At 64.3% G+C, this 24188-nt stretch carries 21 protein-coding genes; 13 read left to right on the top strand and 8 right to left on the bottom strand.

Going from position 1 to position 24188, the window contains the following annotated elements; genetic code table 11:
• The first annotated feature begins 24 nt into the window (after window positions 1-24).
• The 11 genes from QTI66_RS39895 (at window position 25) to QTI66_RS08975 (ending at window position 13540) form a co-directional block, all read left to right on the top strand.
• Complete coding sequence (locus tag QTI66_RS39895) at window positions 25-363, top strand: acyl-CoA dehydrogenase family protein (protein WP_444814986.1); 339 nt, start codon at window positions 25-27, stop codon at window positions 361-363.
• Window positions 364-401: 38 nt separating this feature from the next.
• Entirely contained in the window at window positions 402-1697 is a 1296-nt protein-coding gene (locus tag QTI66_RS09020) for an acetyl-CoA hydrolase/transferase family protein (protein ID WP_286559126.1), read from the top strand.
• Between the two features lie 58 nt (window positions 1698-1755).
• Window positions 1756-2916: an acyl-CoA dehydrogenase family protein gene (locus QTI66_RS09015; protein ID WP_286559125.1), complete on the top strand. Its 1161-nt coding sequence runs from the start codon at window positions 1756-1758 to the stop codon at window positions 2914-2916.
• A complete protein-coding gene (locus QTI66_RS09010) occupies window positions 2913-3695 on the top strand; it encodes an enoyl-CoA hydratase (RefSeq protein WP_286559124.1) in 783 nt (260 codons plus the stop codon). Before QTI66_RS09015 ends, QTI66_RS09010 begins: the two co-directional genes overlap by 4 nt.
• A 21-nt stretch (window positions 3696-3716) precedes the next feature.
• Complete coding sequence (locus QTI66_RS09005) at window positions 3717-4823, top strand: enoyl-CoA hydratase/isomerase family protein (RefSeq protein ID WP_286559122.1); 1107 nt, start codon at window positions 3717-3719, stop codon at window positions 4821-4823.
• Between the two features lie 18 nt (window positions 4824-4841).
• Window positions 4842-6419: a PHA/PHB synthase family protein gene (locus tag QTI66_RS09000; protein WP_286559121.1), complete on the top strand. Its 1578-nt coding sequence runs from the start codon at window positions 4842-4844 to the stop codon at window positions 6417-6419.
• Between the two features lie 68 nt (window positions 6420-6487).
• Window positions 6488-7252 (top strand): fumarylacetoacetate hydrolase family protein, encoded by a 765-nt coding sequence (locus QTI66_RS08995; protein WP_286559119.1) that lies wholly within the window; start codon window positions 6488-6490, stop codon window positions 7250-7252.
• Between the two features lie 141 nt (window positions 7253-7393).
• Complete coding sequence (locus QTI66_RS08990; protein ID WP_286559117.1) at window positions 7394-8431, top strand: zinc-binding dehydrogenase; 1038 nt, start codon at window positions 7394-7396, stop codon at window positions 8429-8431.
• A gap of 144 nt (window positions 8432-8575) precedes the next feature.
• Entirely contained in the window at window positions 8576-10000 is a 1425-nt protein-coding gene (locus tag QTI66_RS08985; RefSeq protein WP_286559115.1) for an amidohydrolase, read from the top strand.
• Window positions 10001-10358: 358 nt separating this feature from the next.
• A complete protein-coding gene (locus tag QTI66_RS08980) occupies window positions 10359-10961 on the top strand; it encodes a hypothetical protein (protein ID WP_286559113.1) in 603 nt (200 codons plus the stop codon).
• 38 nt (window positions 10962-10999) lie between these two features.
• A complete protein-coding gene (locus tag QTI66_RS08975) occupies window positions 11000-13540 on the top strand; it encodes a CHAT domain-containing protein (RefSeq protein ID WP_286559112.1) in 2541 nt (846 codons plus the stop codon).
• Between the two features lie 128 nt (window positions 13541-13668).
• On the opposite strand, the gene QTI66_RS08970 is transcribed toward QTI66_RS08975, so the two are convergent.
• The 5 genes from QTI66_RS08970 to QTI66_RS08950 form a co-directional block, all read right to left on the bottom strand.
• The gene (locus QTI66_RS08970; protein WP_286559110.1) at window positions 13669-15159 is read right to left on the bottom strand and encodes a DUF1254 domain-containing protein; all 1491 of its coding nucleotides are present in this window, start codon (window positions 15157-15159) and stop codon (window positions 13669-13671) included.
• 152 nt (window positions 15160-15311) lie between these two features.
• Window positions 15312-15683, bottom strand: a complete 372-nt coding sequence (locus tag QTI66_RS08965) for a response regulator transcription factor (RefSeq protein WP_286559109.1) — start codon at window positions 15681-15683, stop codon at window positions 15312-15314.
• 83 nt (window positions 15684-15766) lie between these two features.
• On the bottom strand, window positions 15767-16375 hold the full coding sequence (locus QTI66_RS08960) for a response regulator transcription factor (RefSeq protein ID WP_286559107.1): 609 nt from the start codon (window positions 16373-16375) through the stop codon (window positions 15767-15769).
• Window positions 16372-18240: a GAF domain-containing sensor histidine kinase gene (locus QTI66_RS08955; protein ID WP_286559106.1), complete on the bottom strand. Its 1869-nt coding sequence runs from the start codon at window positions 18238-18240 to the stop codon at window positions 16372-16374. Before QTI66_RS08955 ends, QTI66_RS08960 begins: the two co-directional genes overlap by 4 nt.
• 15 nt (window positions 18241-18255) lie before the next feature.
• Window positions 18256-19197, bottom strand: a complete 942-nt coding sequence (locus QTI66_RS08950; protein WP_286559104.1) for a Bug family tripartite tricarboxylate transporter substrate binding protein — start codon at window positions 19195-19197, stop codon at window positions 18256-18258.
• 292 nt (window positions 19198-19489) lie between these two features.
• On the opposite strand from QTI66_RS08950, the gene QTI66_RS08945 reads away from it, so the two are divergent.
• Window positions 19490-20047, top strand: coding sequence for a dihydrofolate reductase family protein (locus QTI66_RS08945; RefSeq protein WP_286559103.1), 558 nt, complete (start codon window positions 19490-19492; stop codon window positions 20045-20047).
• A gap of 142 nt (window positions 20048-20189) precedes the next feature.
• On the top strand, window positions 20190-21563 hold the full coding sequence (locus QTI66_RS08940; RefSeq protein ID WP_286559101.1) for an amidohydrolase family protein: 1374 nt from the start codon (window positions 20190-20192) through the stop codon (window positions 21561-21563).
• A 487-nt stretch (window positions 21564-22050) separates the two neighbouring features.
• Here QTI66_RS08940 and QTI66_RS08935 read toward each other — a convergent pair whose 3' ends face one another.
• The 3 genes from QTI66_RS08935 to QTI66_RS08925 all read right to left on the bottom strand — a co-directional run bounded on the left by QTI66_RS08935 (window position 22051) and on the right by QTI66_RS08925 (window position 24188).
• On the bottom strand, window positions 22051-22194 hold the full coding sequence (locus tag QTI66_RS08935) for a hypothetical protein (RefSeq protein WP_286559099.1): 144 nt from the start codon (window positions 22192-22194) through the stop codon (window positions 22051-22053).
• Window positions 22195-22641: 447 nt separating this feature from the next.
• Window positions 22642-22923, bottom strand: a complete 282-nt coding sequence (locus tag QTI66_RS08930) for an alpha/beta fold hydrolase (RefSeq protein WP_286559097.1) — start codon at window positions 22921-22923, stop codon at window positions 22642-22644.
• Window positions 22920-24188 (bottom strand): TIGR02270 family protein, encoded by a 1269-nt coding sequence (locus tag QTI66_RS08925; protein ID WP_286559095.1) that lies wholly within the window; start codon window positions 24186-24188, stop codon window positions 22920-22922. The genes QTI66_RS08930 and QTI66_RS08925 overlap by 4 nt, the downstream gene beginning before the upstream one ends.

The following is a 24188-nucleotide window of genomic DNA, read 5'->3' as shown; positions in this document are numbered from 1 at the left end:
CGAACACCGCGCAGGGATCAGGAGATTCATCCTGTTGCTGACGGCGACCAGGAAGCCATCCGCGAGGCCGTGCGTGCCTTTGCGCAAGCCGAACCCTGGCCCCATGCACCGCGCTGGGACCGCGACCACAGCTTTCCGAAGGAGGCGCACGCCGGACTCGCGGCGCTGGGCGCCTGCGGCATCTGCGTGCCGGAAGACGACGGCGGAGCAGGGCTCGACTTGAACGACTTTCCGCTGGAGCGCATTTATCGCGACGTGCGCGTGTGCCAGATCCTGATGGCTCGCACGGCCACCGGATCCTTGCAGGGCAGCCGGCAAGGTACGCCAGCGCACAGACCGGCGGCAGCGATCGGACTACCTTGAAAGCAATGCGCCGGCAACGAACTGCGCAGGAGAAAAGCATGACGCTCCGTGAGCAGTACCTCAACAAGCGCCGCGAGGCGCACGACACCGTCCGGGAGATCCACGAAGGCGATACGGTGATCGTCCCCTCCGGCGTCGGCGAGCCGCCGTCCATCCTCACGGCCTTGTCCGAACAGCGCCGCGAGTTGCGCGGCGTTCGGGTCGCACAGATCCTGCCGGTGAGAAAGTACGGCTATTTCGACGCCGAAACCACCGAGCACGTCCGGCACCTCGCGTTCTTCTTCGGGACCCCCTCGCGGCCCGGCGGTCAACAAGGGTGGATCGACTTCGTTCCGGCTTGTTTTTCCGAATTGCCGGCGCTCATCGACCGGGGGCTTTTTCCCGCGGACGTGGTGGTCAGCATGGCGTCGCCAATGGACGCGCATGGCAATTTCTCGCTCAGCCTCGCGCCCGACTACACCATGGCGGCGGTGCGAAAAGCCCGATCCGTCATGCTGGAAGTCAACCCGCACGTTCCCTTCGCCGGGGGCAACTGCCACATCCACATCTCGCAGGTCAGCGCGCTGGTGGAGAGCGAAGAACCGGTCATGGAGGTGGGCCTGCCTGCCATCGGACCGGTGCAGAAGGCCATCGGAAAGTACGTGGCCGACCTTGTTCCCGACGGGGCCACCCTGCAGATCGGCTACGGCGGCATTCCCGATGCGGTGGTCATGCAACTCAGCCACAAGCATGACCTGGGCGTGCACACCGAAATGCTCGGTGATGGCATCCTGACACTGCTCGAATCCGGCGCAGTCACCAATCGCAAGAAGAACTACCTGCCCGGCAAGATGGTGGCGACCTTCGCGCTCGGGTCCAGAAAGCTCTACCAATTCATGGACCGAAACCCGGCGCTTGAAATGCACCCGGTCGATTTCACCAACGACCCCTTCCTCGCCGGCCAAAACGACAACCTCATCGCCATCAACGCGTCCCTGCAGGTGGACCTGCTCGGCCAATGCGGTTCCGAGAGCCTGGGATCCGTCCCGTACTCCGGCACCGGCGGGCAGACCGACTTCGTGCGAGCTGCCAACCGGTCGCGTGGTGGCAAGGCCATCATCGTTCTGCCATCCACCGCCAGGGAGAACAGTGTTTCGCGCATCGTGCCGACGCTCACGGCGGGCACGCACGTCTCGACGAGCAAGAACGACGTCAACCATGTCGTGACCGAGTACGGCGTTGCGCAACTTCGGGGCAAGAGCGCCAGGCAGAGGGCTGAGGCACTCATCAGCATCGCGCACCCCGACTTCCGGGGCGAGTTGCGCGACGCAGCCAGAAGTCTGAGGTTGCTGTGAAACGAATCGAACGCAAATCCGATCAACATGCGCCCCGGCGCCAAGCGAGCCTGAAATCATGAACTTCGAACTGTCTGAGGATCAACGCGCGTACCAGGATACCGCGCGCAGTTTTGCCGCGAACGAGTTGGCGCCGAACGCAGCACTGTGGGATGAGAAATCCATCTTCCCGGTCGACTCGATCCGGCGCGCCGGCGAGCTGGGCTTTTGCGGGCTCTATTCCGGGGAGCGCTGGGGTGGCATCGCCCTTTCCCGGCTCGATGCATCCATCGTGGTGGAGGAACTCGCAGCCGCATGTCCTTCGACGGCCGCGTTCATCACCATCCACAACATGGCCACCTGGATGCTCACGAGCAACGCGCATGAGGAAGTCGCGGGGTATTGGGGGCCGCTCTTGACCAGTGGGAACAAGCTGGCCTCTTATTGCCTCACGGAACCCAGCGCCGGCTCGGACGCCGGCTCGCTTCGCACGACGGCTCAACGCGAAGGCGACGAATACGTCCTCAATGGCTCCAAGGCGTTCATCTCGGGCGCTGGCGACACGCACGTGCTGGTTGTGATGGCGCGCACCGGCGGTGCCGGCCCTTCGGGGATCTCGGCTTTCGCGGTGCCAGCCGATGCGCCGGGCGTCACCTACGGTCGCAAGGAGCAGAAGATGGGCTGGAACAGCCAGCCCACGCGCGGGATCACTTTCGAGAATGCACGCGTGCCTTCGCGCAACTTGCTCGGCAAGGAAGGCGAGGGCTTCAAGATCGCGATGCGGGGGCTGGATGGCGGGCGCATCAACATCGCGACCTGCTCGGTCGGCGCGGCGCAGGGCGCTCTCAACGCAGCGCAGCGCTACATGCACGAGCGCAAGCAGTTCGGCAAGCCCCTGGCCAGCTTCCAGGCGCTGCAGTTCAAGCTGGCCGACATGGCGGTGGACCTGGTCGCATCGCGGCACATGGTGCGACTCGCAGCGAGCAAACTGGATGCCGGCGCCAGGGACGCCACCGTGTATTGCGCGATGGCCAAGCGCCTGGCCACCGATCTGTGCTTCAACGTCTGCAACGAGGCGCTGCAGATCCACGGCGGCTACGGCTACATCCGCGAATACCCCCTGGAGCGCCTGTTGCGTGACGCGCGCGTGCACCAGATCCTGGAAGGCACCAATGAAATCATGCGCGTCATCATTTCGCGCCGCATGCTGGAGGACGATGCCCTGGAGAGCATTCGATGATTGAGTACGACGGCCTCGAACTCGACAAGCGCGGTCACGTTGCGGTGGTCACGCTCAACAATCCGCCCGCGCACACCTGGACGCAGCAAAGCCTGGCGGCGCTGACACAGATGGTCGGCGACCTGAACGGCGATCGGGAGATCTACAGCCTCGTGGTCACCGGCAGTGGCGAGAAGTTCTTCTCTGCCGGCGCCGACCTCAAGCTGTTTGCCGATGGGGACAAGGCGGTTGCGCGCGCCATGGCCAGGCGATTCGGCGAGGCGTTCGAGGCCTTGGCTGGCTTTCGCGGCCTGAGTGTCGCCGCGATCAACGGCTTTGCACTGGGTGGTGGCCTTGAGTGCGCGCTGGCCTGCGATCTGCGGATCAGCGAGGAACACGCACAGATGGGCCTGCCCGAAGCCGCGGTCGGCTTGTTGCCCTGTGCCGGCGGTTCGCAGTGGCTGTCGTGGCACGTCGGCGAGAGCTGGGCAAAACGCATCGTGCTATGTGGCGAACGCGTCGACGCCCAGACGGCGCTGCGTATCGGGCTGGTGCAGGAGGTGGTCCCTCGCGGTCAGGCGCTCGAGCGTGCGCTGGTGCTGGCAAGGTCGGTCGAGCGCCAAAGCCCGACCAGCGTTGCGGCCTGCAAGAAGCTGATCCATGGTGCACGCACGCAGTCGCCAACACTCACCCTGGTGGCCGAGCGGGAAGCCTTCGTCGACTTGTTCGACACCGAAGACCAGCGCGAAGGCGTCAATGCCTTCCTGGGCAAGCGCCCCCCGCAGTGGCGCAACGCTTGACCACGAAGGGCAGGAGTGGCGATGGCAGATTGCGTGCTGTTTGATGAGATATCCACCGCGTGCGGCCGGCGCTTCGGCCATGCGACGCTGAACTCGGCCGCCACCCTCAACGCCCTCTCGCTCGACATGATCGACCGGCTCGGCCCCATGCTGGCCACGTGGGCAAAGGATGAGCGGGTTGCAGGCGTGGTCCTGGATGCCCTGGGCGAAAAGGCGTTTTGCGCTGGCGGCGACCTTCAGCACCTGTATGCGTCGATGCGCGACACGGCCAAGGGAGAGGTCCCTGTGCAGGCGGCCCGGTTCTTCGAGCGCGAGTACCGGCTCGACTACCAGATCCACACCTTTCCCAAGCCGATCCTGTGCTGGGGCAATGGCATCGTCATGGGCGGCGGCATCGGCCTTCTGGCGGGAGCCTCCCATCGTGTGGCGACGCCGCGCACCCGGCTCGCCATGCCGGAAATCTCCCTCGGGCTGTACCCGGACGTTGGCGGGAGTTGGTTCCTGCGACGCGCGCCGGGCAAGAGCGGCTTGTTCCTCGCATTGACCGGAGCGCCCATGAATGCGCTCGACGCCCGCTTCGTCGGCCTGGTCGATTTCGTGCTTGCGCATGACCTCAAGGCGCACGTGCTGGGTTCGCTTGCATCCCATCATTGGTTCGACAGCCCCGAGCAGAACTCGGCGCAACTGAGCCACATCCTGGGGCAAAGCGCCTCGCACGAAGGGCTGCCCGAGTCGCAGGTGCGCAAGCACTACGACCTGATCGATGCCACCATCGGCCACGACAGCCTGGCCGATATTGCGCGGCGCCTCCAGGCGTTGGCCCTGCGCGACGATCCATGGTTGTCCCAGGCCGCGATGACCTTCGTCAAGGGTTCGCCGACGTCGGCGGCGCTGTCCTTCGCGCTGTGGCGGCGGGTGTTGCATCTGTCGATGGCCGACGTGTTGCGGCTCGAGTACCACGTGTCGGTGGCTTGCGCCCGCTTCGGTGACTTCGCCGAAGGAATCCGGGCGCTCATCATCGACAAGGACCGCAATCCGCGCTGGCGACCGGCGTCGCTGGCCGAGGTGGGCGACGCCCACATCCAGTCCTTCATGCAGCCGGCCCATCCGTTGGCCGACCTGATCTAACACCATTGGACATCCCTCATGAACTCAGACAGCTTGCAGCGCCTCTTCGACACCTGGACCACGGGCTGGGCCATGCAGCCGACATCTGCTTCGGTCGCCCCCGGCCCGCTCGCGGACGATCCCCGCTTCAAGGATCCGGCGTGGACCAACACGCCATACGGCAAACTGCTGCTCCAGTGGTATGAAATGGCCGGGCAGGCGTCGCAGAAGATCGTCGGCCTGGGGACCGGCCTCCCGCCCCATCAGAAGAGCGTGTGGGACTTCTACGTGCAATTTGCAGTCGACGCGCTGTCGCCTTCCAACTACTTCCTGACCAACCCGCAGGCATTGCAAAAAGCAGTCGATACACGCGGGCAGAGTTTCCTGACGGGCGCAACGCGGATGCTGCAAGACCTGCAGAAAAATGCGCTGCCGGCATCGAGCGACCCCCAGGCCTTCACCGTCGGCGTGAACCTGGCGACGACCGCTGGCTCGGTGGTTTCCCAGAACGAGATCTTCCAGCTCATTCAGTACAAGCCGCTGGCGTCGAAGGTGGGCGCCGTGCCGCTGTTGATCGTGCCGCCGTGCGTCAACAAGTTCTACGCATTCGACCTGAACGAGCAGAAGTCTTTCGTCAAGTACTTGCTGGAGCAGGGCCAGAACGTCTTCATGATGTCCTGGCGCAATCCCCGGCCTGGCGGCACGAGCCACGGGTGGGACGACTACGTGTTCGACGGCGTGCATGAGGCCATCGGGACGACGTGCGGGATCAGCGCTTCGCCCAAGGCCAACCTGCTGTCATGGTGCATTGGTGGAGCGCTGGCAGTGTCGGCGCTGGCCGTGATGACACCCGCACAAATGAAGCGCATTGCGTCGGCCACGTTCCTCACGACGCTGGTGGACTATTCCGACCACGGGGACGTGGGCATCTTTGTCGATGGGCCGCAGATCAAGGCCTTCGAGCCACGGGTGCGAATGAAAGGCGTGATGCCCGGGCAGGATCTGGCCAAGGCGATGGCGATGCTGCACGCCAAGGATTCCATCTGGCATTTCTACGTCAACAACTACCTGCTCGGCGACAACGTCCCGCCCTTCGATGTGCTCTTTTGGAACAGCGACACCGCCAACGTTCCGGGTGAGTTGTACCAGTACTACATGGAGAACATGTACCTGAAGAATCTCTTGCGCGTACCTGGCGCACTGAGCTTGCGCGGGCGCAAGGTCGACATCGGCAACATCGATGCGCCAACCTGCTTCGTTTCCGCCACGGAGGACCACATCGTGCCATGGCAGACCACGCTGCTCGCCCTGGAACTGGTGTCCGGCCCGTCAACGTTTCTCCTGACCGAAGGCGGCCACGTCTCGGGCATCGCCATCAACCATCCGGCCAAGTCACGCAAGAGCTACTGGTTCAAGGGCCCGCAAACCACCGATCCCGAAGCCTGGAAAGAGGGCGCTGAAAAGCACCAGGGCAGTTGGTGGCCAGAGTGGTGCCGGTGGGTTGCGCAGACCAGCGGCAAGCAAGTGGCCGCGCCGCGGCACCTTGGGAGCGAGGATTGGCCACCTCTGGAGCCCGCGCCTGGGTCCTACGTGCTCGAGCAGGTCCCCCAGTCGTGAGGCAATCGACCATGACTCTGGACGGAAGATCCGCCGGGCGAGCAGGCGAGGAGCAAACGGAGAATGCTTTGACAACCACACATGCCGAACTTGCTGAATTCATTGCCGACGCGCGGCGCGCGGGGGTTCGTCGATCGGCGCTCGCCTGGGCCGACGCACTGCAGTGCGAAGAAGAGGCCTACCTGGTCCAGGACCAGATTGGCGCGATCCTGGGTTGGTTCCGGGCCGGCGAGGTCCAGTTCTGGAAATCGGGTGGACCGTCGCGCTTTGACGGCCTGAGCCATGCGCGCCTTCCGATGCAAGGCGTCCGGCCGAGTGGAACAGGTCTTTCCGACATCACGTTCCACCATCCCTTTGCAGCGGCCGGGATTGCGCTTCGCATTGCGCGCGACGTGACACCCGACATCGCGGCCCGCATCACTGCAGCCGACGCCGAGTCCCTGGTCAATTCGATGACGGTCGCCATTGAAATATCGGACTCGCGCTGGGAGGAACATTGGGAGGCACCGGCGCTGCTGCAACTGGCCGACACGAATTCGCACGGCGCATTGGTGCTCGGCGAATGGCAAACCTACGTGCGCCGCGACTGGAAGAGGCAAAGCTGCGAGGTCGCTGTCGGCGCATCGTCAGTCATCTTCAAAGGCGCCTATGGCCTGGAGGATCCGGCGTGGCTCTTGCCCGCGTGGCTGCGGCATGCGACGCGAAACGGCCTGACGGTGCCGGCCGGCTCGGCGGTGATCACCGGTTCCTGGTCGGGCGGCACTGCCTGCAAGGCGAGCCCCATGGTCAGAGTGAGCTTTGCCGGCATGGGTGAGGTCACGACCACACTGTGACCTGGCGTCGAGGGGCTCACGGGCACGCTTGCCCCGCGACGCGCTGCGGTCGACCCCGGATGTACATTTCACTGCTCGATCGTCCTCGGTCCAGCGGCAGGAGCCTTCCAGGGGTAACGGTCGATGCAAGGGACCAAAAGCATGAAAGCCGTTTTCATCACAGGTCACGGTGGCAACGAAGTCGTTGCGATCGGCGAGCGACCGATGCCGTCGCGTGGTCCGGGGGACGTGCTCGTGCGCATGCAGGCGGCCACCGTCAACCGGGTCGACCTTTACATGCGCGACAGCGGTGCAGGAATCAGGCACGCGTTGCCCCAGATCATGGGGCTCGATGGGGCAGGGGTGGTGGAGGAGGTCGACGCCGATGACCCTCTGCTCAAGCCGGGCCAACAAGTGGTACTGCATCCAGCGATCGTGTGTGGTCGCTGCGAGTTCTGTCGACGTGGGGAAGGCGTGTTGTGCAACGCGGTGCAGTACCTCGGCGAGCATCGTGACGGAACGCTGGCCGAGTACGTCAGCGTGCCGGCTCGCAATGTGTTCCCGATGCCAGCCGCGTTGAGCCATGCCGAAGCAGCCGCGCTCGGCGTGACCCATCTCACCGCGTGGCGCATGCTCTTTACCAAGGGACAGCTCAAGCCCTGGCAAACCGTGCTGATCTTCGGAGTCGGTGGCGGCGTGTCGCTGGCGGCGCTGCAACTGGCCAAGTTGGCGGGCGCCAGGGCCATCGTCACTTCCCGCGACGACGCCAAGCTTCAGCGCGCGGTGCACATGGGCGCAGACCACGCGATCAACGGCCAGTCACAGGACGTTGCCAGGGAAGTCATGGCGCTGACCGAAGGTCGTGGCGTCGATCTGGTCATCGAGAACGTGGGAGCCGCTGTCTGGGCCAGCGCCATGAAGTCGCTGGTGCGCGGCGGCCGTCTTGTGACTTGCGGCGCTACCAGCGGCGATCAGCCGCAGGCCGACCTGCGGCGCATCTTCATCCGCCAACTGCAGATCCTCGGTTCCACGCTGGGAGACTTCGATGAGTTCGCAGCACTGTTGGCCTGGAGCGAGCGTCATGCACTGCGCCCCGTCATCGATGCCGTGTACGCGCTCGAGCAGGCGCATGCGGCGCTCGACCATCTGGCGTCAGGCGAGCAGTTCGGCAAGATCGCGATCAGGATCGGCAGCCCCTGACCTGGCTTCCTCCGCCGGCCCTCCTTCGGGCATGGCAAGGGCATTCTCCTGGTCTGGCGAACCCGGGACATCGCGCAGATCCGGACCTATCATGTGCCGACCCGGCCAATCACCTATTTCGGTAGTGCCATCAAGGACACGAACATGGAAAATCCACCGTCAGGGCTTTCGCGTCGCGGCTTCATGGGCAGCGTTGGTGCAGGAGGTCTGGCCCTTGGAGCCAGTCTGATGGGGCACCCTGAAAGGGCAGCCGCCGCGTCCTTGATCGACGTGAGCAAGGTCACCACGCCCATCTCCAGCGTGCAGGCGCTGCCGAACGCCTGGTATCTGACCAACGTCCGTCTGGAGACCGGTTTTGTCGAGGAAAGGAAGCCATGGCTCGACAAGCCTGTCATCACGCAAACCAGGACCGAACTGAAGACGCTGCGCATCGCCAGTGGCGCAATTGCCGAAATCCTGGACACGAAGTCGGCTGTTCCTTCAGATGCAGCGGTTTATGACGCGCAAGGTCAGTTGATGCTGCCGACCTTCATGGACATGCACATCCATCTGGACAAGACCTTCTACGGCGGCCCGTGGGAAGCGACACTTCCAACGCAGCATGGCCGCGCAGACCGCGTTGCCCAGGAGCAGGACCTTCTGCCCAAGCTTCTCCCGGTGGCCGAGGAGCGTACGGCTGCAATGATCCGTCTCATGCATTCGCAAGGCACGACCGTGTGCCGCAGCCACTGCAATGTCGATCCCGTCAGCAAGCTCGGCAATCTCGAACATCTCAAGGCGTCGCTCGAGCGTTTCAAGGGCACGCTTGATTCGAAGATCATCATCTTTCCGCAACACGGCCTGTTGGCCTCCGACAGCGTGGGATTGATGCGCGAGGCGCTGAAGTCGGGCGGCGTCAGCTATGTCGGCGGGGTCGACCCCACCTCTTTCGATCGCGCGATGGAGAAGTCGGTTGACACGACGGTTCAGCTCGCGATCGACTTCAATGCCGGAATCGACATCCATCTCCATGAGCCGCGCGCAACCGCCATTCCCGCACTCAATCGCTTCATGGATCACGTGGAGAAGAACAAGCAGCTGCAAGGCAATGTGACCTTCAGCCACGCCTATGCCCTGGCCGAACTCTCGAAGGAAGAACTCAAGGACATTGCAGCGCGCATGAAGGCGCTGGGCATCACCCTGGCCAGCGGGGTTCCGTTGGGCAAGGGCACGATGCCGCTGCGCGAACTGCATGAGGCGGGCGTCATGGTGATCTGCGGCACGGACAGCGTCATGGACTGGTGGAATTCGTTTGGCAATTGCGACATCCTGCAGAAGGCCCAGGAGATTGCCCGACTCCAGTATCCCAGCACCGAGTATGAAATCAGCCGCACGCTGGGCTATGCGACCGGCTTCGTCACGCCGCTCAACGACAAGGGTGAGCAGGCGTGGCCGAAAGCCGGGGACGTGGCGAGCTTCAATCTCCTGCCCGCGAGTTGCTCGGCTGAAGCGGTTGCTCGCCTGCCCGTGCGCAATGCGGTATTTCACAAGGGCAAGCTCGCTTACGGCGCAGTCCCGAAGGCCGTCTGACGGCGCTGCTTTCCGGGGCGGCTGTCTGCGAACTGCGGGTGCCGGAGATGAAGGGGCCGCTTCTGCCCTTGACGCTTGGCGTCGACCACGGCCTGTCCGTTGTAACCCACCACGGCTGAGCCGAGGCGGATGCAACGAGCGCAGCGATGCAGCGCGCGCGTCGTTTGCCAAATTGCCTTGAGGCCCGTCGGGATCCCCGCCTGCGCAGTGCAAGGTAATAGGTCACAGCCAGACAAGGCACTGTCTACTCGCCAGAAGGATTGTGCAGGCCTAGTGTCCGGGCTGGGCCGTACGTGGCGGTCCTGCAAGGGAGTGACACATGAAAGCAATACATGGATTGGCCTGCCAAAGAGGCCTGATGTTCGCCGCGACGACAGTCTTCCTCATGGCAGCGGCGAATGCGCAGCACACTGCGTTGTTGTCTTCTCCGGCCCCTGCCGCGAGCATGGATGCCGGCAAGCAAACGCCGCAAGTCACCGAGGAGCTCAGCGCGAGTCATGCGACCCTGTGCAAGTGGGCGGCGGGCGCCTATGAAGCGACGCTCCCGGCAGAGATCCACAGTCTCTACAAGGTGATATTCGCCCAGTCGATTCCATACGAGGGGGCCGCATATGCGCTCCTGGAGGTGGACGCAGGAGGAAAGCCGACACCCCGCTGGCAACTGTGCATCGGGTTGCAGCAACGCGAGGGACTTCCCGCCATGGAGCCGGAATCCCCGTACTTCACAACGACGACGAATCAACTCATGGGAGTCGCCGCCAGTTGTCCAGCCGGGCCATCGTTGGACGGAGGCCGTGCGTGCCTGGCCGCACTGACGGCCAACCTTGAAGCGCGAGGTCTTTTCGCCATCGGTTCCGCGCGCATTGGCGAAAGGGCCATCGGTGATGCGTCGGTCAAAGTCTGGGTGCCTTATCGCGAGGCGGACGTCTCCTGGCGGCAAGCTCGCCGGGGCGATCTGTGACGATTCGTTTTTCCTGGCTCCGGGTCCTGGCCCTTGCCTTGGGCATCATCATCCATTTCGGCGCGGCGGCGGGCGATGAGCCCGAAGCCCCGCCGGACCCCCTGTTCGTGCGCATGATGGTTGTCATGAACTCCTCGGACTTGATGACGGGCATGGACGAAAGCAGCTTGCCGCCGGAAGTTCGCGAAGTGTTGGGGCTGGGGGATTTCGCGGCGGCCATCTACCAGGTGCACCCAACGCAGGGCACTGGTCAAGCACTGCGACAGGCGCTCGCGCGCTACCGGCAACTCCATGGCCGTGTCGACCAGGGTGCTCGCCCCCTTCTGGTCGCACTCAGTCAGTTCGAAGAGAAGCGCTTCGATCCGCTGCGCGCGTTGTTGTACTACGAGTGGGCACGCCTGGTGGCCTCAGGCGCCGATGTGCAATCCGCGTCTGGATCCGGACTCGCCGCATCGATCGAACTGGCGCTCAAGGACGGCCGGGACGGACGCAAGACGGCTCTGGAAGCGGCTGATCACCTCGTCAAGACGACAGCGGCGACGGGGAACTTCAATGTCCAGGACCAGGTGGCTGCGCTCAGCAACCTGGGGCTTGCGCACTACTGCAACGATGATCTTCCTGCTGCCCTGCAAAGCTCTCAGGAGGCCCTCGAACTGGGCCAGCAGCCGCTCAAGGGATCGCTGCGGGTCGTTGCGGGCGAGGATGCCGGCGATCGCTTCATGTTCGAGATCCATGCACGGCCCATGATTCGTTCGAACATGGGCCTGCTGTACTGGCGGCAGGGGAACGCCGCCAAGGCGTTGGAGCTCTTTCAAGCTGCGATCAGCGGGCGCAACGCCGTGGACATGACGTTTCTGGGCAGTGATCGGCAGATGCTGGCCCAGATGGAGGCAGACACTGAAGAATTCGGCGCACTGCTCACGATGGAAAAAGCTTCCGGCCAGGTGCCGACTGCCAACGTGTCGCTTGCATTCAACCTGCTGGTGCGGCACAAGGGCATGGTGATGGATCGCCAATCACGGCGCCTTCGGTACGTGCGGGATATGGCCGCCGAGGCTTCCCCGGAAGCGCCTTCGCGTCAGCGGCCCACTGCCGCCCTGACCTACATGGAGGGCCAATTGCAGGCGGGGGGAGCCCAGGCGCGTGACTTCCTGGCGCAGTTGGCCGCGTCGACTGGAGAAGACGCCTCGAAGATGGACGCAATCCAGAGCGAGATGGACCGGCAGGCCATGGTCCATCAGGCCCGACGGCGAACAACGGATCAACTGGCTGCCCACCTGCGCAACAGTCCGCAGCCCGCCGCAGTTGGACGCATGACGGACCCGGCGTCCTTGATGTCGATGTCGATGCTCGCCGAGTCGATCGCGAGTCTGCATCCTTATCACCAGCGAGCGCCCGATCTGCAAACCATACAGGCACAGTTGCCAGCCGGCAGCGCGCTGCTCGAAATGGTGCGGTATCGACCGATCGATCCTGACCTGCGGCTGCCCCTCGAGCGCCGCATGGGCGCGGCCCGTTACGGCACTTTCATTGTTCGTCCGACCGGTGCCCCGGTCTACGTCGACTGGGGCGATGCCGAGCCCCTGGACAAGTTGATTGCCCGCTTTCGACGGGCGTTGGCAAGACCCGCCGGTGATCGCGCGCAACTGCTCGGGCGCGAATTGCACACACAGCTCATGCGGCCGGTGCAAGCCGCGCTGGCCGACGTCTCGCTGGTGCTCCTGGCGCCGGAGGGGCAACTCAACCTGCTGCCCTTCGGGGCGCTGGTGGATGATCAAGACCACTACCTGATTGAACGCCTGAGTTTCAACTACCTGTCCAGCGCGCGCGATCTGCTGCGCCAGAACGACAGCCGCGCTGCGCCTCGCAGTGGCGCCGTCATCGTCGCCAATGCCGCATTCGGCGAAGTCGGTGATGCGGCAGCGCCGCAGGGGGTGGCCACGCGTTCGGTCGACTACTCGGCCATGCGCTTCGACCCGCTCCCCGGCACTGATGCCGAAGCCCAGGGCCTGCGCACGCTGCTCTCCGGCGCGAAACTGCTCACGGGCGAGGCTGCAACCGAGTCCGCCATCAAGCAAGTGAAAGGCCCGCGCGTTCTGCACATCGCGACGCACGGTTTCTTCCTGAATGATCTTCAGGCAGGAAGCACGGTGGTCGAGAACCCGATGCTGCGCTCCGGACTGGTGTTTTCAGGTGTGAACCGGCTGCACTCCGCGGCTGACGACGGTGTTCTTACCGCGATGGAAGCTGCTGCGCTCGATCTTGTGGGCACCCAGTTGGTGGTGTTGTCTGCCTGCGAGACCGGGCTTGGCGAGGTGCGCAATGGCGAAGGAGTGTTCGGCCTGCGGCGCGGGTTCGCGATCGCCGGTGCGCAGACCCTGGTGATGAGCCTGTGGAAGGTGGACGATCAGTCCACCAAGGACCTGATGCTGGCTTACTACCAGCGACTGGCACGCGGCGAGGGCCGCGCGGAAGCGCTGCGCCAGGCCCAGCTTGAACTCATGAAGCGCGCCGAGTATTCGCACCCCTTCTTCTGGGCCAGCTTCATCGCGACAGGTGAGGCGGGCGCGATGAAATAGCGACCAACTCTTCCAGTTGCCGCCTCGCATGTCTCTCCGCTCGAAACGACGCTCTGGGCAAGGGGCCAGGCATGGTGTCGGTGGCGTTTTGTCCTTCGATACCACGTGCGAGATCGCACATCATGGGCTCAGCCCACTTCCTTGGCCCGCGGCGGAAACCACGAGCCGTCAAGAAGGGACGGCGCCTTGTCCTTCGGCCAGTACAGCCGCATCATGAGGATGAATCCGTCCTTGGGCGCGGGCAGCCAGTTCTCTTCCTTGTCGGCCCCCGGTGACTCGTTCTGGATGTACAAGTCAATCGAGCCATCGGCGTTGGGCTTGAGCTTGTTGCGCTGGCTGACGGTGTAGCGGTTGAGCGAGTTCGGCACGAAGAAGTAGCCCGTGTCGTACATCGTCATCGACCAGAATCCGTTGACCGGCGGCAACTGACCTTTGGGAAAGTGCATCACGTACTTCTTTGAACCGTGGTACTTCTGCAGCACGTCGGGCCCGGTCGAGGTCGGGTAGACCGCATCCTGCGGCCGGTTGGCGCCGAGGCCAATGGCCGTGATCAGGGCGCGCTGCATGTAGTTGGTGCCGTACAGGCCCGTCCTGGTGGTGAACGTCCAGCCGTTCTTGAGCTTCAGGTCGCCGGCAAGGGCGCCCTTTTTCATCCAGTTCATGATTTTGGCTTGCGCCGGCTTCGGCGCCTCGGCCAATCCCTTGCTCACCGACGCGCCGAGCCTGGATGCGTCGAAGTCCTGGCCGGGCACGATGCCGATTTTGGCCAGCTTGGCGACCATCGGCGCATCGGCAGCTGCCGGAGGATTGGTCTTGAGCAACTGCGCGAAGAGAGTGAAGAAGCTCGTGGCATCCATCCCATCGACCAGCTCGCGCACGGCCGCCTTGGTGCCGAAGGCCGGGTCGACCTGAGCGGGCGGCGGCGTGTACGGCTTGCCGTAAGACGACAAGGGCACCGCCGACATCTGGTCTTGCAGCGCATGGACTTCGGCATAGTCCTCGGGCGTCCCGGTGCAATAGATGCGACCCAGCATCCACACCATGCCGGTTGGCGACTTGTATTGCCTGACGCCCGCCGGCAAGGTGCCCTTCCAGCCTGGACCGGTGATGGCGAACTTCTGCGCTCCGGTGCCGGTGGTGCGCTTGCCCGGCACCTCGAAGACGTCGGTCCAGCCGTCGAGCATCGGCAGCAGGAAGAAGCGGCCTTTCATGTCGGGCGTCGAAACGACCCAGGGCTCCCTGGACACGTCCAGCCAGAGCATCGTGTAGAGCGTGTCTGCGTTCGGCGCAGTCACCGCATGGTTGTCGACCGCCGGATAGCCGCGCAGCTTGATGAACTGGCCCATGGGCGCCTTGGCGGCTTCAGGTGCCGCGACGTTGGTCAGGTTGCGGCGGGTCAGCTCCATGGTGACCAGCGGGTAGGCGTAGACGTAGGCCTCGATCGCCAGGTCGCGCGCCTGTCGGGCCTGCACATCGCCCTTGAGGGAATCCACACTGTCCTCGACTCCATCCTTGAGGTCGAGCAGCAGGCTGTCGGCCGCGCGAGCGAAGCCCGATGCACCCAGCGCCCCAAGCGTCATCGCGAGGCACAGGCCACGCCGCGTTGCATCTCCATCCATGGTGATCTCCTCGTTGGTCGTGAAGAAATCGTAGGGACCGGTCTCCCGGAAGACAATCGCGGCGAACTCGTGCCGGAGCACGTGATGCCACGCTATCCGGTAGGTGATGCCACGTATCGCGCAGTCAGGGATCTGCTACGACTGCGCTTCGGTCAGGAACGCGGGGCCTGGAGCGCGTCGCGAATGGCGGTGCGCAGGCGGCGTTCATCGCAGGGACGATCGAGAAAGTTCGTCGCACCTGCACGCATGGCCTTGATCACCGTATCGAGTTCGTCTGTTTCGCCGATCACGATGACAGGGCAGGCGGGCGCGGCGCATGCGATCAGTTCATGGATCGGCAATCCGGGAGATTCCAGCGCCAGCAGCATGCATGCAGGCAGGGTGATCTCTCGCAGTTCCAGCCAGTCCCTGAAGCTGTCGAGCAGCACCACAGAGCTCACATGGCCGCACAGGGCGCGCGCAATCCCGGCCCGCCGGACGGCATCGGGCTCGAGAACATAGACAGTGACGTGCATGGTGGCCACGGCAATGCAGCCTGCTGCAATGGCGATGAAGACGCCAGTCGTGGAACCACAGTGCCCACGTAGGTAGCGACGCAACCGCGCTCTTAGCGGCGATGCTCTGCGGCGATGCGGATCAACTCGGCGGTGCTGGCCAAACCGAACTTCTCGAGCACCCGACTGCGGTGCAGTTCGACGGTCCTGTGGCTGATGTCCAGGCGTTGCGCAATGACCTTGCTCGGCAAGCCCTGCATGGCCAGTTGCATTACCTCGTTTTCACGCTCGGTGAGCAGTTCGAGCGTCCGCGCAAACTGGCCGTGCCGGCTGGAGTCGCTCCTGGCAGCCGCGTCCTTGGCAATGGCCTCGTTGATGTTGTCCAGGAGTTCCTGCTCCCGGTAGGGCTTGGTGACGAATCCGACCGCGCCGCCGCGCATCGCCTCGACCACCATGGGCACGTCCGCGTGCGCGGTCACGAAGACGATCGGAATGGGTGCCTTCATCTCGCTGAGCCGGGCCTGCAGTCCCAGACCGCTGATTCTTGCCATCCGCACGTCCAGCACGAGGCAGCCGGCCCGCGTGGGATCGTGGGCGGCGAGAAACTCCTCGGCCGACGCAAAAGTCTCCGCGTGCAGACCCACCGAGGCGACCAGTTCCTTCACCGAGTCCCGGACCGCCTCATCGTCGTCGACCACGAATACCGTCACACCCTGGGTCACTTGTCGTTCTCCTCTGCAATGGGCAGCGTGAACTCGAAGATGGCTCCGCCGCCTGGCCTGGCCCGGCCGTTGACCTGACCGCCGTGGGCCTCCACGATCGCTCGGCACAGCGACAGGCCGATGCCCAAGCCGGCCGTCTTGGTCGTGAAGAAGGCCTCGAAGATCCTCTCCAGCGCCCCTTCGCCAAAGCCGGCCCCGGTATCTTCGATGCGCACGAAGACCTGGGCCTCTTTGAGGGTGCCCACCTCGATGATCAGGTCCTTGCTGGCTCCAGGGCTGGCCGCGGCATTCATCGCATCGCTGGCGTTGCGCACCAGGTTGACGATGACCTGTTGAATCTGGATGTCATCGGCGATGACATCCGGCAAGCCGGGGGCCACCCGCAGCGTGACGGCGACGTCGTTGAGGTGACCTTCCATCCGTGCAAAGCGCAGCGACTCATCCACGATCTGGTCGATCCGGACCTTCTTCATCTCGAGTTCGTGGCGTTTGACCATGGTGCGCAGCTTGCGCATCACAGTCCCGGCCCTGCTCGACTGGGCCGCGATCTTGTCCAGCAGTTCGCAGACCTTGGCGTTGTTGGCGGCCGGCCCGGCCGCGGCATGCCGGCGTGCCGCAAGCGCATAGTTCTCGATCGCCACCAACGGCTGGCTGACTTCGTGGGTGATGCCCGCGGACATCTCGCCCACGGTATGGAGCCGCGCGATATGCGCCAGCCGCTCGCGATGCTGGGCGGCTTCCGCCTGTGCTTCGCGCATGCTGCGCTCTGCCTGTTGGCGCGCCAGGGCGGTGGCAAACACTTCGCCGAGCAGCCGAACGCGCGGCTCAAGCGCCTCGGGCCAGGCTCGCCGGGTCTGCACGGTGTCCAGCGAGATCGCACCAACCACTGCGCCGCTGACCTTCAAGGGCAACGCGAGGAGCGACACGCTGCCCAGGGCGCGAAGTGTGTCGCGGTCATGCGCATCGACCGCCGCTGAAGCTTCATCCATGCCGTCGATGCGCACCACCGAGCCGGACTTCAGGCGAGCACTGAAAGAAGGCAAGTCTCGACCCTGCACCCGCGCGGGCTCCGGTGCATTGGCGCTCCTCCAGGAATGGCCAGGAAGCAGGTCGTCGCTGCCGCGGTCGAAGGCCCAGAGCGTCGCGCGCTCGGCGTGGAGAAACTCGGCCATCCGGCGAAGGCCGTTCGAGACGGCTGAATCCACATCGCCGGCGGCCAGGGAAATCAACGAGGCCGCGACCTCCACGAGCATCTGCTCGAAAGCCAGCAGGCGCTGGTTTTCCTCCTGCACGTGCTTTCTCGCGATCGTGTTGCCCAGGATCTCGGCCACCAGGCGCACGCGACTGAGCAACTCTTCGCTCCACTCGCGGCGTCGATCCAGGCACAGGAAATTGAGCGTGCCATAGATCTCGCCCGCCACCACGAGCGGAATGGATGCCATCGATTGCGAACCAGCCTTCTTGAAGGATTCCTTGTCGACATGCGCTTCGGGCGGCAGCTCGTCGGCGGTGCTGAAGATCACCGCTTGACCGCGATTTATTTTCTCGATGCACCACGGGTAGCCGAAGACTCGTTCGTGCAAGGGCGCTGTTCTCATGCCATCCCGCGTGAAGATGCTGACCCGGGTGAATGAACGGCCATCCGGATCGAGGCGCAGCAGCGCGCAACGGTCCACGTCCAGCGCCTCCACGATCGAGCCGAACGCGGCAGCGATGGCGGCATCGACCTCGGCCGGCCGCAGCGCAATCAAGCGGGCGGAAAGGCGGGCCAGCATCGAATCGAAGCCGGGCAGATCGTCGAAAGGCGCAGGCACCGTCGGTGCGGCATCGCATTGCAGGGTGATTGTTTCGGAAAAGATGTGCACAGCCCGGCCTTCGGTTCAAGTCGCAACGCTCACGCCCGAATCCTTCAGGATCCGTCCCCAGCGCTCATGGTCGTCGTTGACCAGTGCCGTGAACTGCGCGCGATCCGCAGCCCCGGCCGTCAGACCATATCGCGCAAAGGTAGATTGGACACCGGGCTGCGCGATCGACGTGCAGAACGCCCGGTTCAACGCATCAAGCTGCTCGGCTCCCATTCCCTTGGGTGCAAACGCGCCCGCCCATTCGCTGGCCACGACGTCCAGGTTCGACTCCCGCATCGTTGGCACGGTCGGAAGCGAATCTGCTCGCGCGTCGCTGGTGGTGACAAGAATCCGGACCCTGCCTGCCTGTGCGAGCGGCAGAGCAGCAAACGGCACGGCAACAGCCGAGTGCAAGCTGCCCTCCAACAACGCCGCCAGCATTTCCGCGGCGCCGCGATAGTGCACAGGTGTGATCCCGACGTCCATTTGCCTGGAAAGCGCGAGCGCGACGAGGTGCGCAACGCTTCCCGATCCTGGAGTGCCGCAATTCGCGAGCGCGGGATTGCGCGCAAACCATTCCTTGAGCTCGCCAACGTTCCGGGCGGGATGGTCGCTGGCGACGACCACGCACAGCGCAGTCGTCGCAAGCAATGCGATGGGTGCGAGCTGGCGGATCGGGTCGATCGGTGGGTCGACCAACAGATGCGGTTGTATGGTCACTTGAGCGCTGGGCGTGATCAGGAGCGTCTGGCCCGTTGCCAGAGCGCGAGTTGCCATTGCAACGGCGATACGGCCGCTCGCGCCACTGTGATAGTCGACGATGACCCGAGTACCCATCGCCTCTTGCAGGGGCGCCTGAAGCACACGGGCGATACCGTCGATCGGCCCCCCGGGAGGAAACCCGACAAGCAGCTTCGTCAGCTTAGCGCGCTCCTGCGCTTGACCGAGTCCGAAGGGCCAACACGCCAAGGCGCTCAAGAATCCCCATGCCAAATCCCGCCTCAACACACTTCACCCTCCTGGGACGAATGCGTCGCCTTGCGGGCGACCGTGGGTTGCGCTGGACAATTTCAGCGCGGTCGGCGAAATCCTACAGACTTGGATGAGAAGTTGCCATCCTACGCTGCTCAGGGCTCTCCGTGGAATATCCATCGTTGCGCCCGATTCAAGCTGCTGGCAGAGTTGCCCCCGCAACAGTTGGCGAAATCAGGCTCGTGCCCTTGGCACCAGACGGCGAACGGCTCGTCGCGTATCTCGATCGGAGGACACCATGGGTCTCTTGACCTTCAGTATCAACGTCACCCTGGACGGCTGCGTCGACCACCAGGAAGGAATCGCCGACGACGAGACGCACGCCTTCTTCACCCGCCTCATGGACGAGGGCGGGGCGATGCTGTGGGGCCGCGTCACCTACGAGATGATGGAGAGCTACTGGCCAGCGGTCGCCCGCGGCGACGTGGAGGCGCCGCCGGCGATGCGCGAGTGGGCGGTCAAGCTGGAGGCCAAGCCGAAATACGTGGTGTCCTCGACGCGAAAGGACTTCCCGTGGACCAACAGCCGCCACATCGCCGGCGACCTGCGCACGGGCGTACAGAAGCTCAAGGACGCGACCCCGGACGGCGTGCTCCTCGGCAGTGGCAAGCTCGCGACCGAACTGGATCGGCTGGATCTGATCGACGAGTACAAGCTGCTCGTCCACCCCAGGATTGCCGGCCACGGCCCGACCCTGTACGAGAGCGGGCTGCCCGGCACTCGACGGCTCGAGTTGATCTCGGCGAAGGCGCTCCGCTGCGGCGCGGTCGCCATGCACTACCGGCGCGCGCGCTGACTCGAAGGCGGGGTCATGAACTCGATGGCCGGCATTTGCCCGCGCATCGCGGAGCAGAATCGGGAGGTCTCGTCGAAACCAGGGGGGCTCATGGCGCCGTTGGCGGGCCGGCGGGTCTTCTTGATCAAACCGGGGGACGACCATGCATGACAGCGACCCTGAGGGAAAGCGGCTTCCCATCAAGCTCGACAGCACCTCGAATGGCGAGTTCGCACCGGTGGCGCTGTGGCCGGCGAACATCGAAGCCAACCGCCTCGCGCACGAGGCCGCGGCAACGAACGCGAAGCGGCTGGGATGCTCCAAGCGAGCGTTCCTGACCTCGTCCTGTGGGGCAGCCAGCACGCTGCTGGCCTTCAACTCGGCCAACGCCGCGGCCGGAAGGGCCGGTGGCTTCTTTGAGCTGCCCCGCGACGCGGCGCTGGACATGCAGCTCGCGCGTGCGCAGGTCGGCCCGGCCAAGGAGGAATTCATCCTCGACGTCCAGGGGCACTTCATCGACACGCCGAAAGGCAATTCGAAGAGCGCGGAGGTCTTCCTCAAGGACGTGTTCATGGACAGCGACACCGACGTGATGGTGCTGTCCTTCGTACCCTCCGCTCGCGACGCCGAAGCGGTCACGATCCAGGCCGCCGACGAGGTCCGCAGGCTGGTCGACAAGCTCGAAGGAACGCACCGGCTGCTGCTGCATGGACGCGTCAACCCGAACCAGCCCGGAGACCTCGAGGGCATGGACGAGTTGCACGAGAAGTGGGGCATCAGCGCCTGGAAGACCTACACGCAGTATGGACCGGACGGCAAGGGCTACTTCCTGCACGACGACGTCGGCATCCGGTTCATCGAGAAGGCTCGCGCACTGGGCGTCAGGAACATCTGCATCCACAAGGGGCTGCCGTTCGGACCACGCTCCTACGAGCACAGCCAGTGCAGCGACATCGGCGTCGTCGCCAGGCGCTACCCGGACGTGAACTTCCTGATCTATCACTCGGGCTTCGTCAGCACGGTGACCGAAAAGGCCTACGACGCGAGCGGCAAGAGCGACGGCATCGACACGCTGATTACGTCCTTGCGCAAACACCAGGTCAAGCCGAACAGCAACGTCTATGCTGAGCTGGGCAGCACGTGGCGCTTCCTGATGCGTGACCCCGAACAGGCGGCTCACGCCTTGGGGAAGCTGATCGTCGCGTGCGGCGAGAACAACGTGCTGTGGGGGACGGATTCGATCTGGTACGGCTCACCGCAAGATCAGATCCAGGCCTTCCGGACCTTCCAGATCTCGGCGGAACTGCGCGAACGGCATGGCTATCCCGAGATGACGCCTGCGCTGCGGGCCAGGATATTCGGTCTCAACGCCGCGACCGTGTACGGCTTGACGCCGACGGAAGTGAAGCGATACACCGCCCGCGACTCCGTCGCCCGAAAGCGCATGGCCTACCTGGAGAAACCCGATCCTCACTTCAGGACCTACGGGCCAAAGACGCGACGCGAGTTCCTCAGGGTGTTCGATCCCGCTGGCTGAGCAGCAAAAGTGGGACTGTTGGCGGAAGACACTCTCACAAGGACGTCTCAACGACTGGTTTCCTCTCATTGCACGACAGGGATGCGCAGGCCAAGGGCAATCTGGCGAAGTACGAAAAGATCATTCTTGGGCACACGCCGGTTCTACGTTGGCCTTCGCAAGGCAGGATTGCCCGAGTAGCCCAAGCCACTGCTCATGCGGGCACGACGGCGCTTGATGAGGGTGGGGGTGCACCGGATTGGAGCGACGCGAATGCCTGGGGCAGATTGGAGCGCTTGCAAGAGCGACCGCATTGTCGACGCGATGGAGTCGTTCGTTTCGTGCCAAACACCGCGCGCGGCCGGTAGCGGGTCGCCGGCCGGCGTCGCAGTCGCTCGATCAATGCCGCGCCCCGCGCAGCGGCGCCTGTCGACGAAGTCCTGCACCTCGTTGCCGGTCTTCAGATCGCTCGCATCTCGCCGCGAGCGCCAGTACGAAGTGTCGAACGTCACCAGCGTCTGTCCACGGCGCGCTTCGGGTCGTCGAGAAACGCCGACATCAGCGACAGCGAGCACGCCGACTTGCCGAGTACCGAGTGGCCTGCATGCGGGAACGGCACCACCTGCGAATTCCGCAGGTTCGGCGTGACCATTTGGACCCAGTGGGGTGCCCATTGCGGCGTCCATGCTTTCCTCGATGATGAGCACCGGCACGTCACTGACGATTCGCGCGCCGACCGAGGGCGCGGCCTTGGGTGCAACACGGGCGGCGCGGCCTTCGAAGCCGCAAGCGTCGCCACTTCGGTCGTGGGTTGGCACGTTCCGCACAGAAAATCGTGAACGCCAGAGCCAAAGCGCCGAGCCCGATGAACGCGGGCATTCGCGCGTCCCGAGATAGGCATCTCGATCGCTTCGTACCTGTCGTGGCCGTCTCGTCCATGAGCTTCGGGATCGGGGCGACGCTGCTGCGCTCGCTGACATGATCAACGTGTAGGCAAAAGAGATCATCGTCGATGTCCAGCGCGATGAGGTGGCCCGATTCGTCGCTGCGTTGCACGACGGCAGGCGGCTGGTCGAGGCGACTCACCGAGGCGTAGAAGTCAGCTTCGAGCTTCGAGTACGCCGCGGCGCACGAGGGCTGCGCTGCGCAGGCAGCGAAGATTTTCTTGAACAACGGCGACGGGGCCTGTCCACCAGACCTCGACGATGTTTTTCGTCGGCGGCGATACGGAATCGAGGACCACGCTGCGAATACCCTGGGGATGATCGCGCAGGACACTCAACGCGAGCTTCGAGCCTAACGAGACGACATAGACATTCCACTGCTCGACGCCCGGCGCGGTGCGCAGCGCCGCGAGCTTGGTGTCGATCATGAGCGTCATGCCCCCATCTGTGCCAAGAGGCGCTTTTGCCGCCGTGAGGGCGCGGCTACGTTGAATAGCGCAGTCCCCGGCTTGAGTAGGCTCATGTAGATGGCAGCGGCTTTGCGTCTCCGCTGAGTGTGTTCCCTGAGGACCTGGAGGCAGTGGCTCATCGTTGGTGGGGCGCCGGCAAAGAGTCGGGTACCTGCCGGGAACTGGCTGGCATTATTGATCCACCACGCACTGAGTTTGGTCAGATCGGGCCAGGGCAGGCTGTCGTCTTCGTCGAGCGCCACGTTATCGTCGTTCGGGTCGTCGTTGGGGCCACCCGGCACTGTCTCTGGTGGCTTGCGTTCGAGGTCGCGCGAGGCCAGGTCCACGCCAGTGATGAAGCTGAAGGCTTCGCCAGCGAGCCGTGCATAGATGTCGCCTTCCATGTGTTTGAAGAGCCAGGGAACGACTTGCGTGTCGCCCGCCCAACCGGCGGCTTTGATCAGCGTGCGCAGTGATGCACCTTGGGCGGCGAGTTGTTTGACCAACGTGCGCGCAGCGTCCGCATCGGCGGCGAAGAGCGCGAGTGCCAAGGCTTCCAACTGCGTGAGGCCAGGCTGCAAGGCAAGGGCGCGCAAGGTGTTCACTGCGTTTCTGCGATCGCCCAGCAATGCGGCGGACCAAGCGGCAGGCAAGGCGAGAGCAGACCCGTTGTCTCGCAGGTGATCCAGGCAAGCGGGAAGGAAATCGATGCGGCCCAAGTCGCCTGCTGCACGAAGCGCGCGAATACGCAGACCGGTGTGCGGCTGTTCAATGGCCGCACTCAACGCGGCACCAGGGTCAACGCGATGTTGCGCGCACGCGGCCAGACCCAGACAACGGACCGCTGGCGACTCGCTGGCCAGCAGCGGCGCTATGAGGCCGCGCAGCAGTGCGGGCGACACCCAGCCAAATGCAGATGACAAGGCGCGGGCAGCATTGGGCACCACGTCAAGCAGTGACAGCAGACGCTCGATCTGCGCTGCATCTCGCCGTTGAATGGCGAGCACGGCTGCCACGAACAACTGGCCAACGCCGGGAACATCGAGTGCGGTTTCGCTCAAACCAGCGCCGTAGTCGCCTGAGATCGACAGCCCGTCGAGATGCGCGGCGAGGCGCTCGTCGGCGCGCAGTAACTGCGTCAGCGTGATGTGCGGTGCGCGCACCAGCAGGCTGCGCATGGCGCGCAAGAACGCCGCGTCTTCCAGGTGCTGGTCGATGAAAACCCGGATCACCGGGCTCGCGACGGTGTCCAT

The organism is Variovorax brevis (genome assembly GCF_030317105.1).
Classification (GTDB): Bacteria; Pseudomonadota; Gammaproteobacteria; order Burkholderiales; family Burkholderiaceae_C; genus Variovorax; species Variovorax brevis.
This window is presented reverse-complemented; position numbering and strand designations above follow the sequence as displayed.

Coding starts and splice junctions, on each gene's coding strand:
- QTI66_RS08945 (WP_286559103.1), top strand. CDS start 19,490: ATGGGTCTCTTGACCTTCAGTATCAACGTCACCCTGGACGGCTGCGTC.
- QTI66_RS09020 (WP_286559126.1), top strand. CDS start 402: ATGACGCTCCGTGAGCAGTACCTCAACAAGCGCCGCGAGGCGCACGAC.
- QTI66_RS09015 (WP_286559125.1), top strand. CDS start 1,756: ATGAACTTCGAACTGTCTGAGGATCAACGCGCGTACCAGGATACCGCG.
- QTI66_RS08940 (WP_286559101.1), top strand. CDS start 20,190: ATGCATGACAGCGACCCTGAGGGAAAGCGGCTTCCCATCAAGCTCGAC.
- QTI66_RS08990 (WP_286559117.1), top strand. CDS start 7,394: ATGAAAGCCGTTTTCATCACAGGTCACGGTGGCAACGAAGTCGTTGCG.
- QTI66_RS09000 (WP_286559121.1), top strand. CDS start 4,842: ATGAACTCAGACAGCTTGCAGCGCCTCTTCGACACCTGGACCACGGGC.
- QTI66_RS08930 (WP_286559097.1), bottom strand. CDS start 22,923: ATGACGCTCATGATCGACACCAAGCTCGCGGCGCTGCGCACCGCGCCG.
- QTI66_RS08935 (WP_286559099.1), bottom strand. CDS start 22,194: ATGGTCACGCCGAACCTGCGGAATTCGCAGGTGGTGCCGTTCCCGCAT.
- QTI66_RS09010 (WP_286559124.1), top strand. CDS start 2,913: ATGATTGAGTACGACGGCCTCGAACTCGACAAGCGCGGTCACGTTGCG.
- QTI66_RS09005 (WP_286559122.1), top strand. CDS start 3,717: ATGGCAGATTGCGTGCTGTTTGATGAGATATCCACCGCGTGCGGCCGG.
- QTI66_RS08985 (WP_286559115.1), top strand. CDS start 8,576: ATGGAAAATCCACCGTCAGGGCTTTCGCGTCGCGGCTTCATGGGCAGC.
- QTI66_RS08925 (WP_286559095.1), bottom strand. CDS start 24,188: ATGGACACCGTCGCGAGCCCGGTGATCCGGGTTTTCATCGACCAGCAC.
- QTI66_RS08980 (WP_286559113.1), top strand. CDS start 10,359: ATGTTCGCCGCGACGACAGTCTTCCTCATGGCAGCGGCGAATGCGCAG.
- QTI66_RS08970 (WP_286559110.1), bottom strand. CDS start 15,159: ATGGATGGAGATGCAACGCGGCGTGGCCTGTGCCTCGCGATGACGCTT.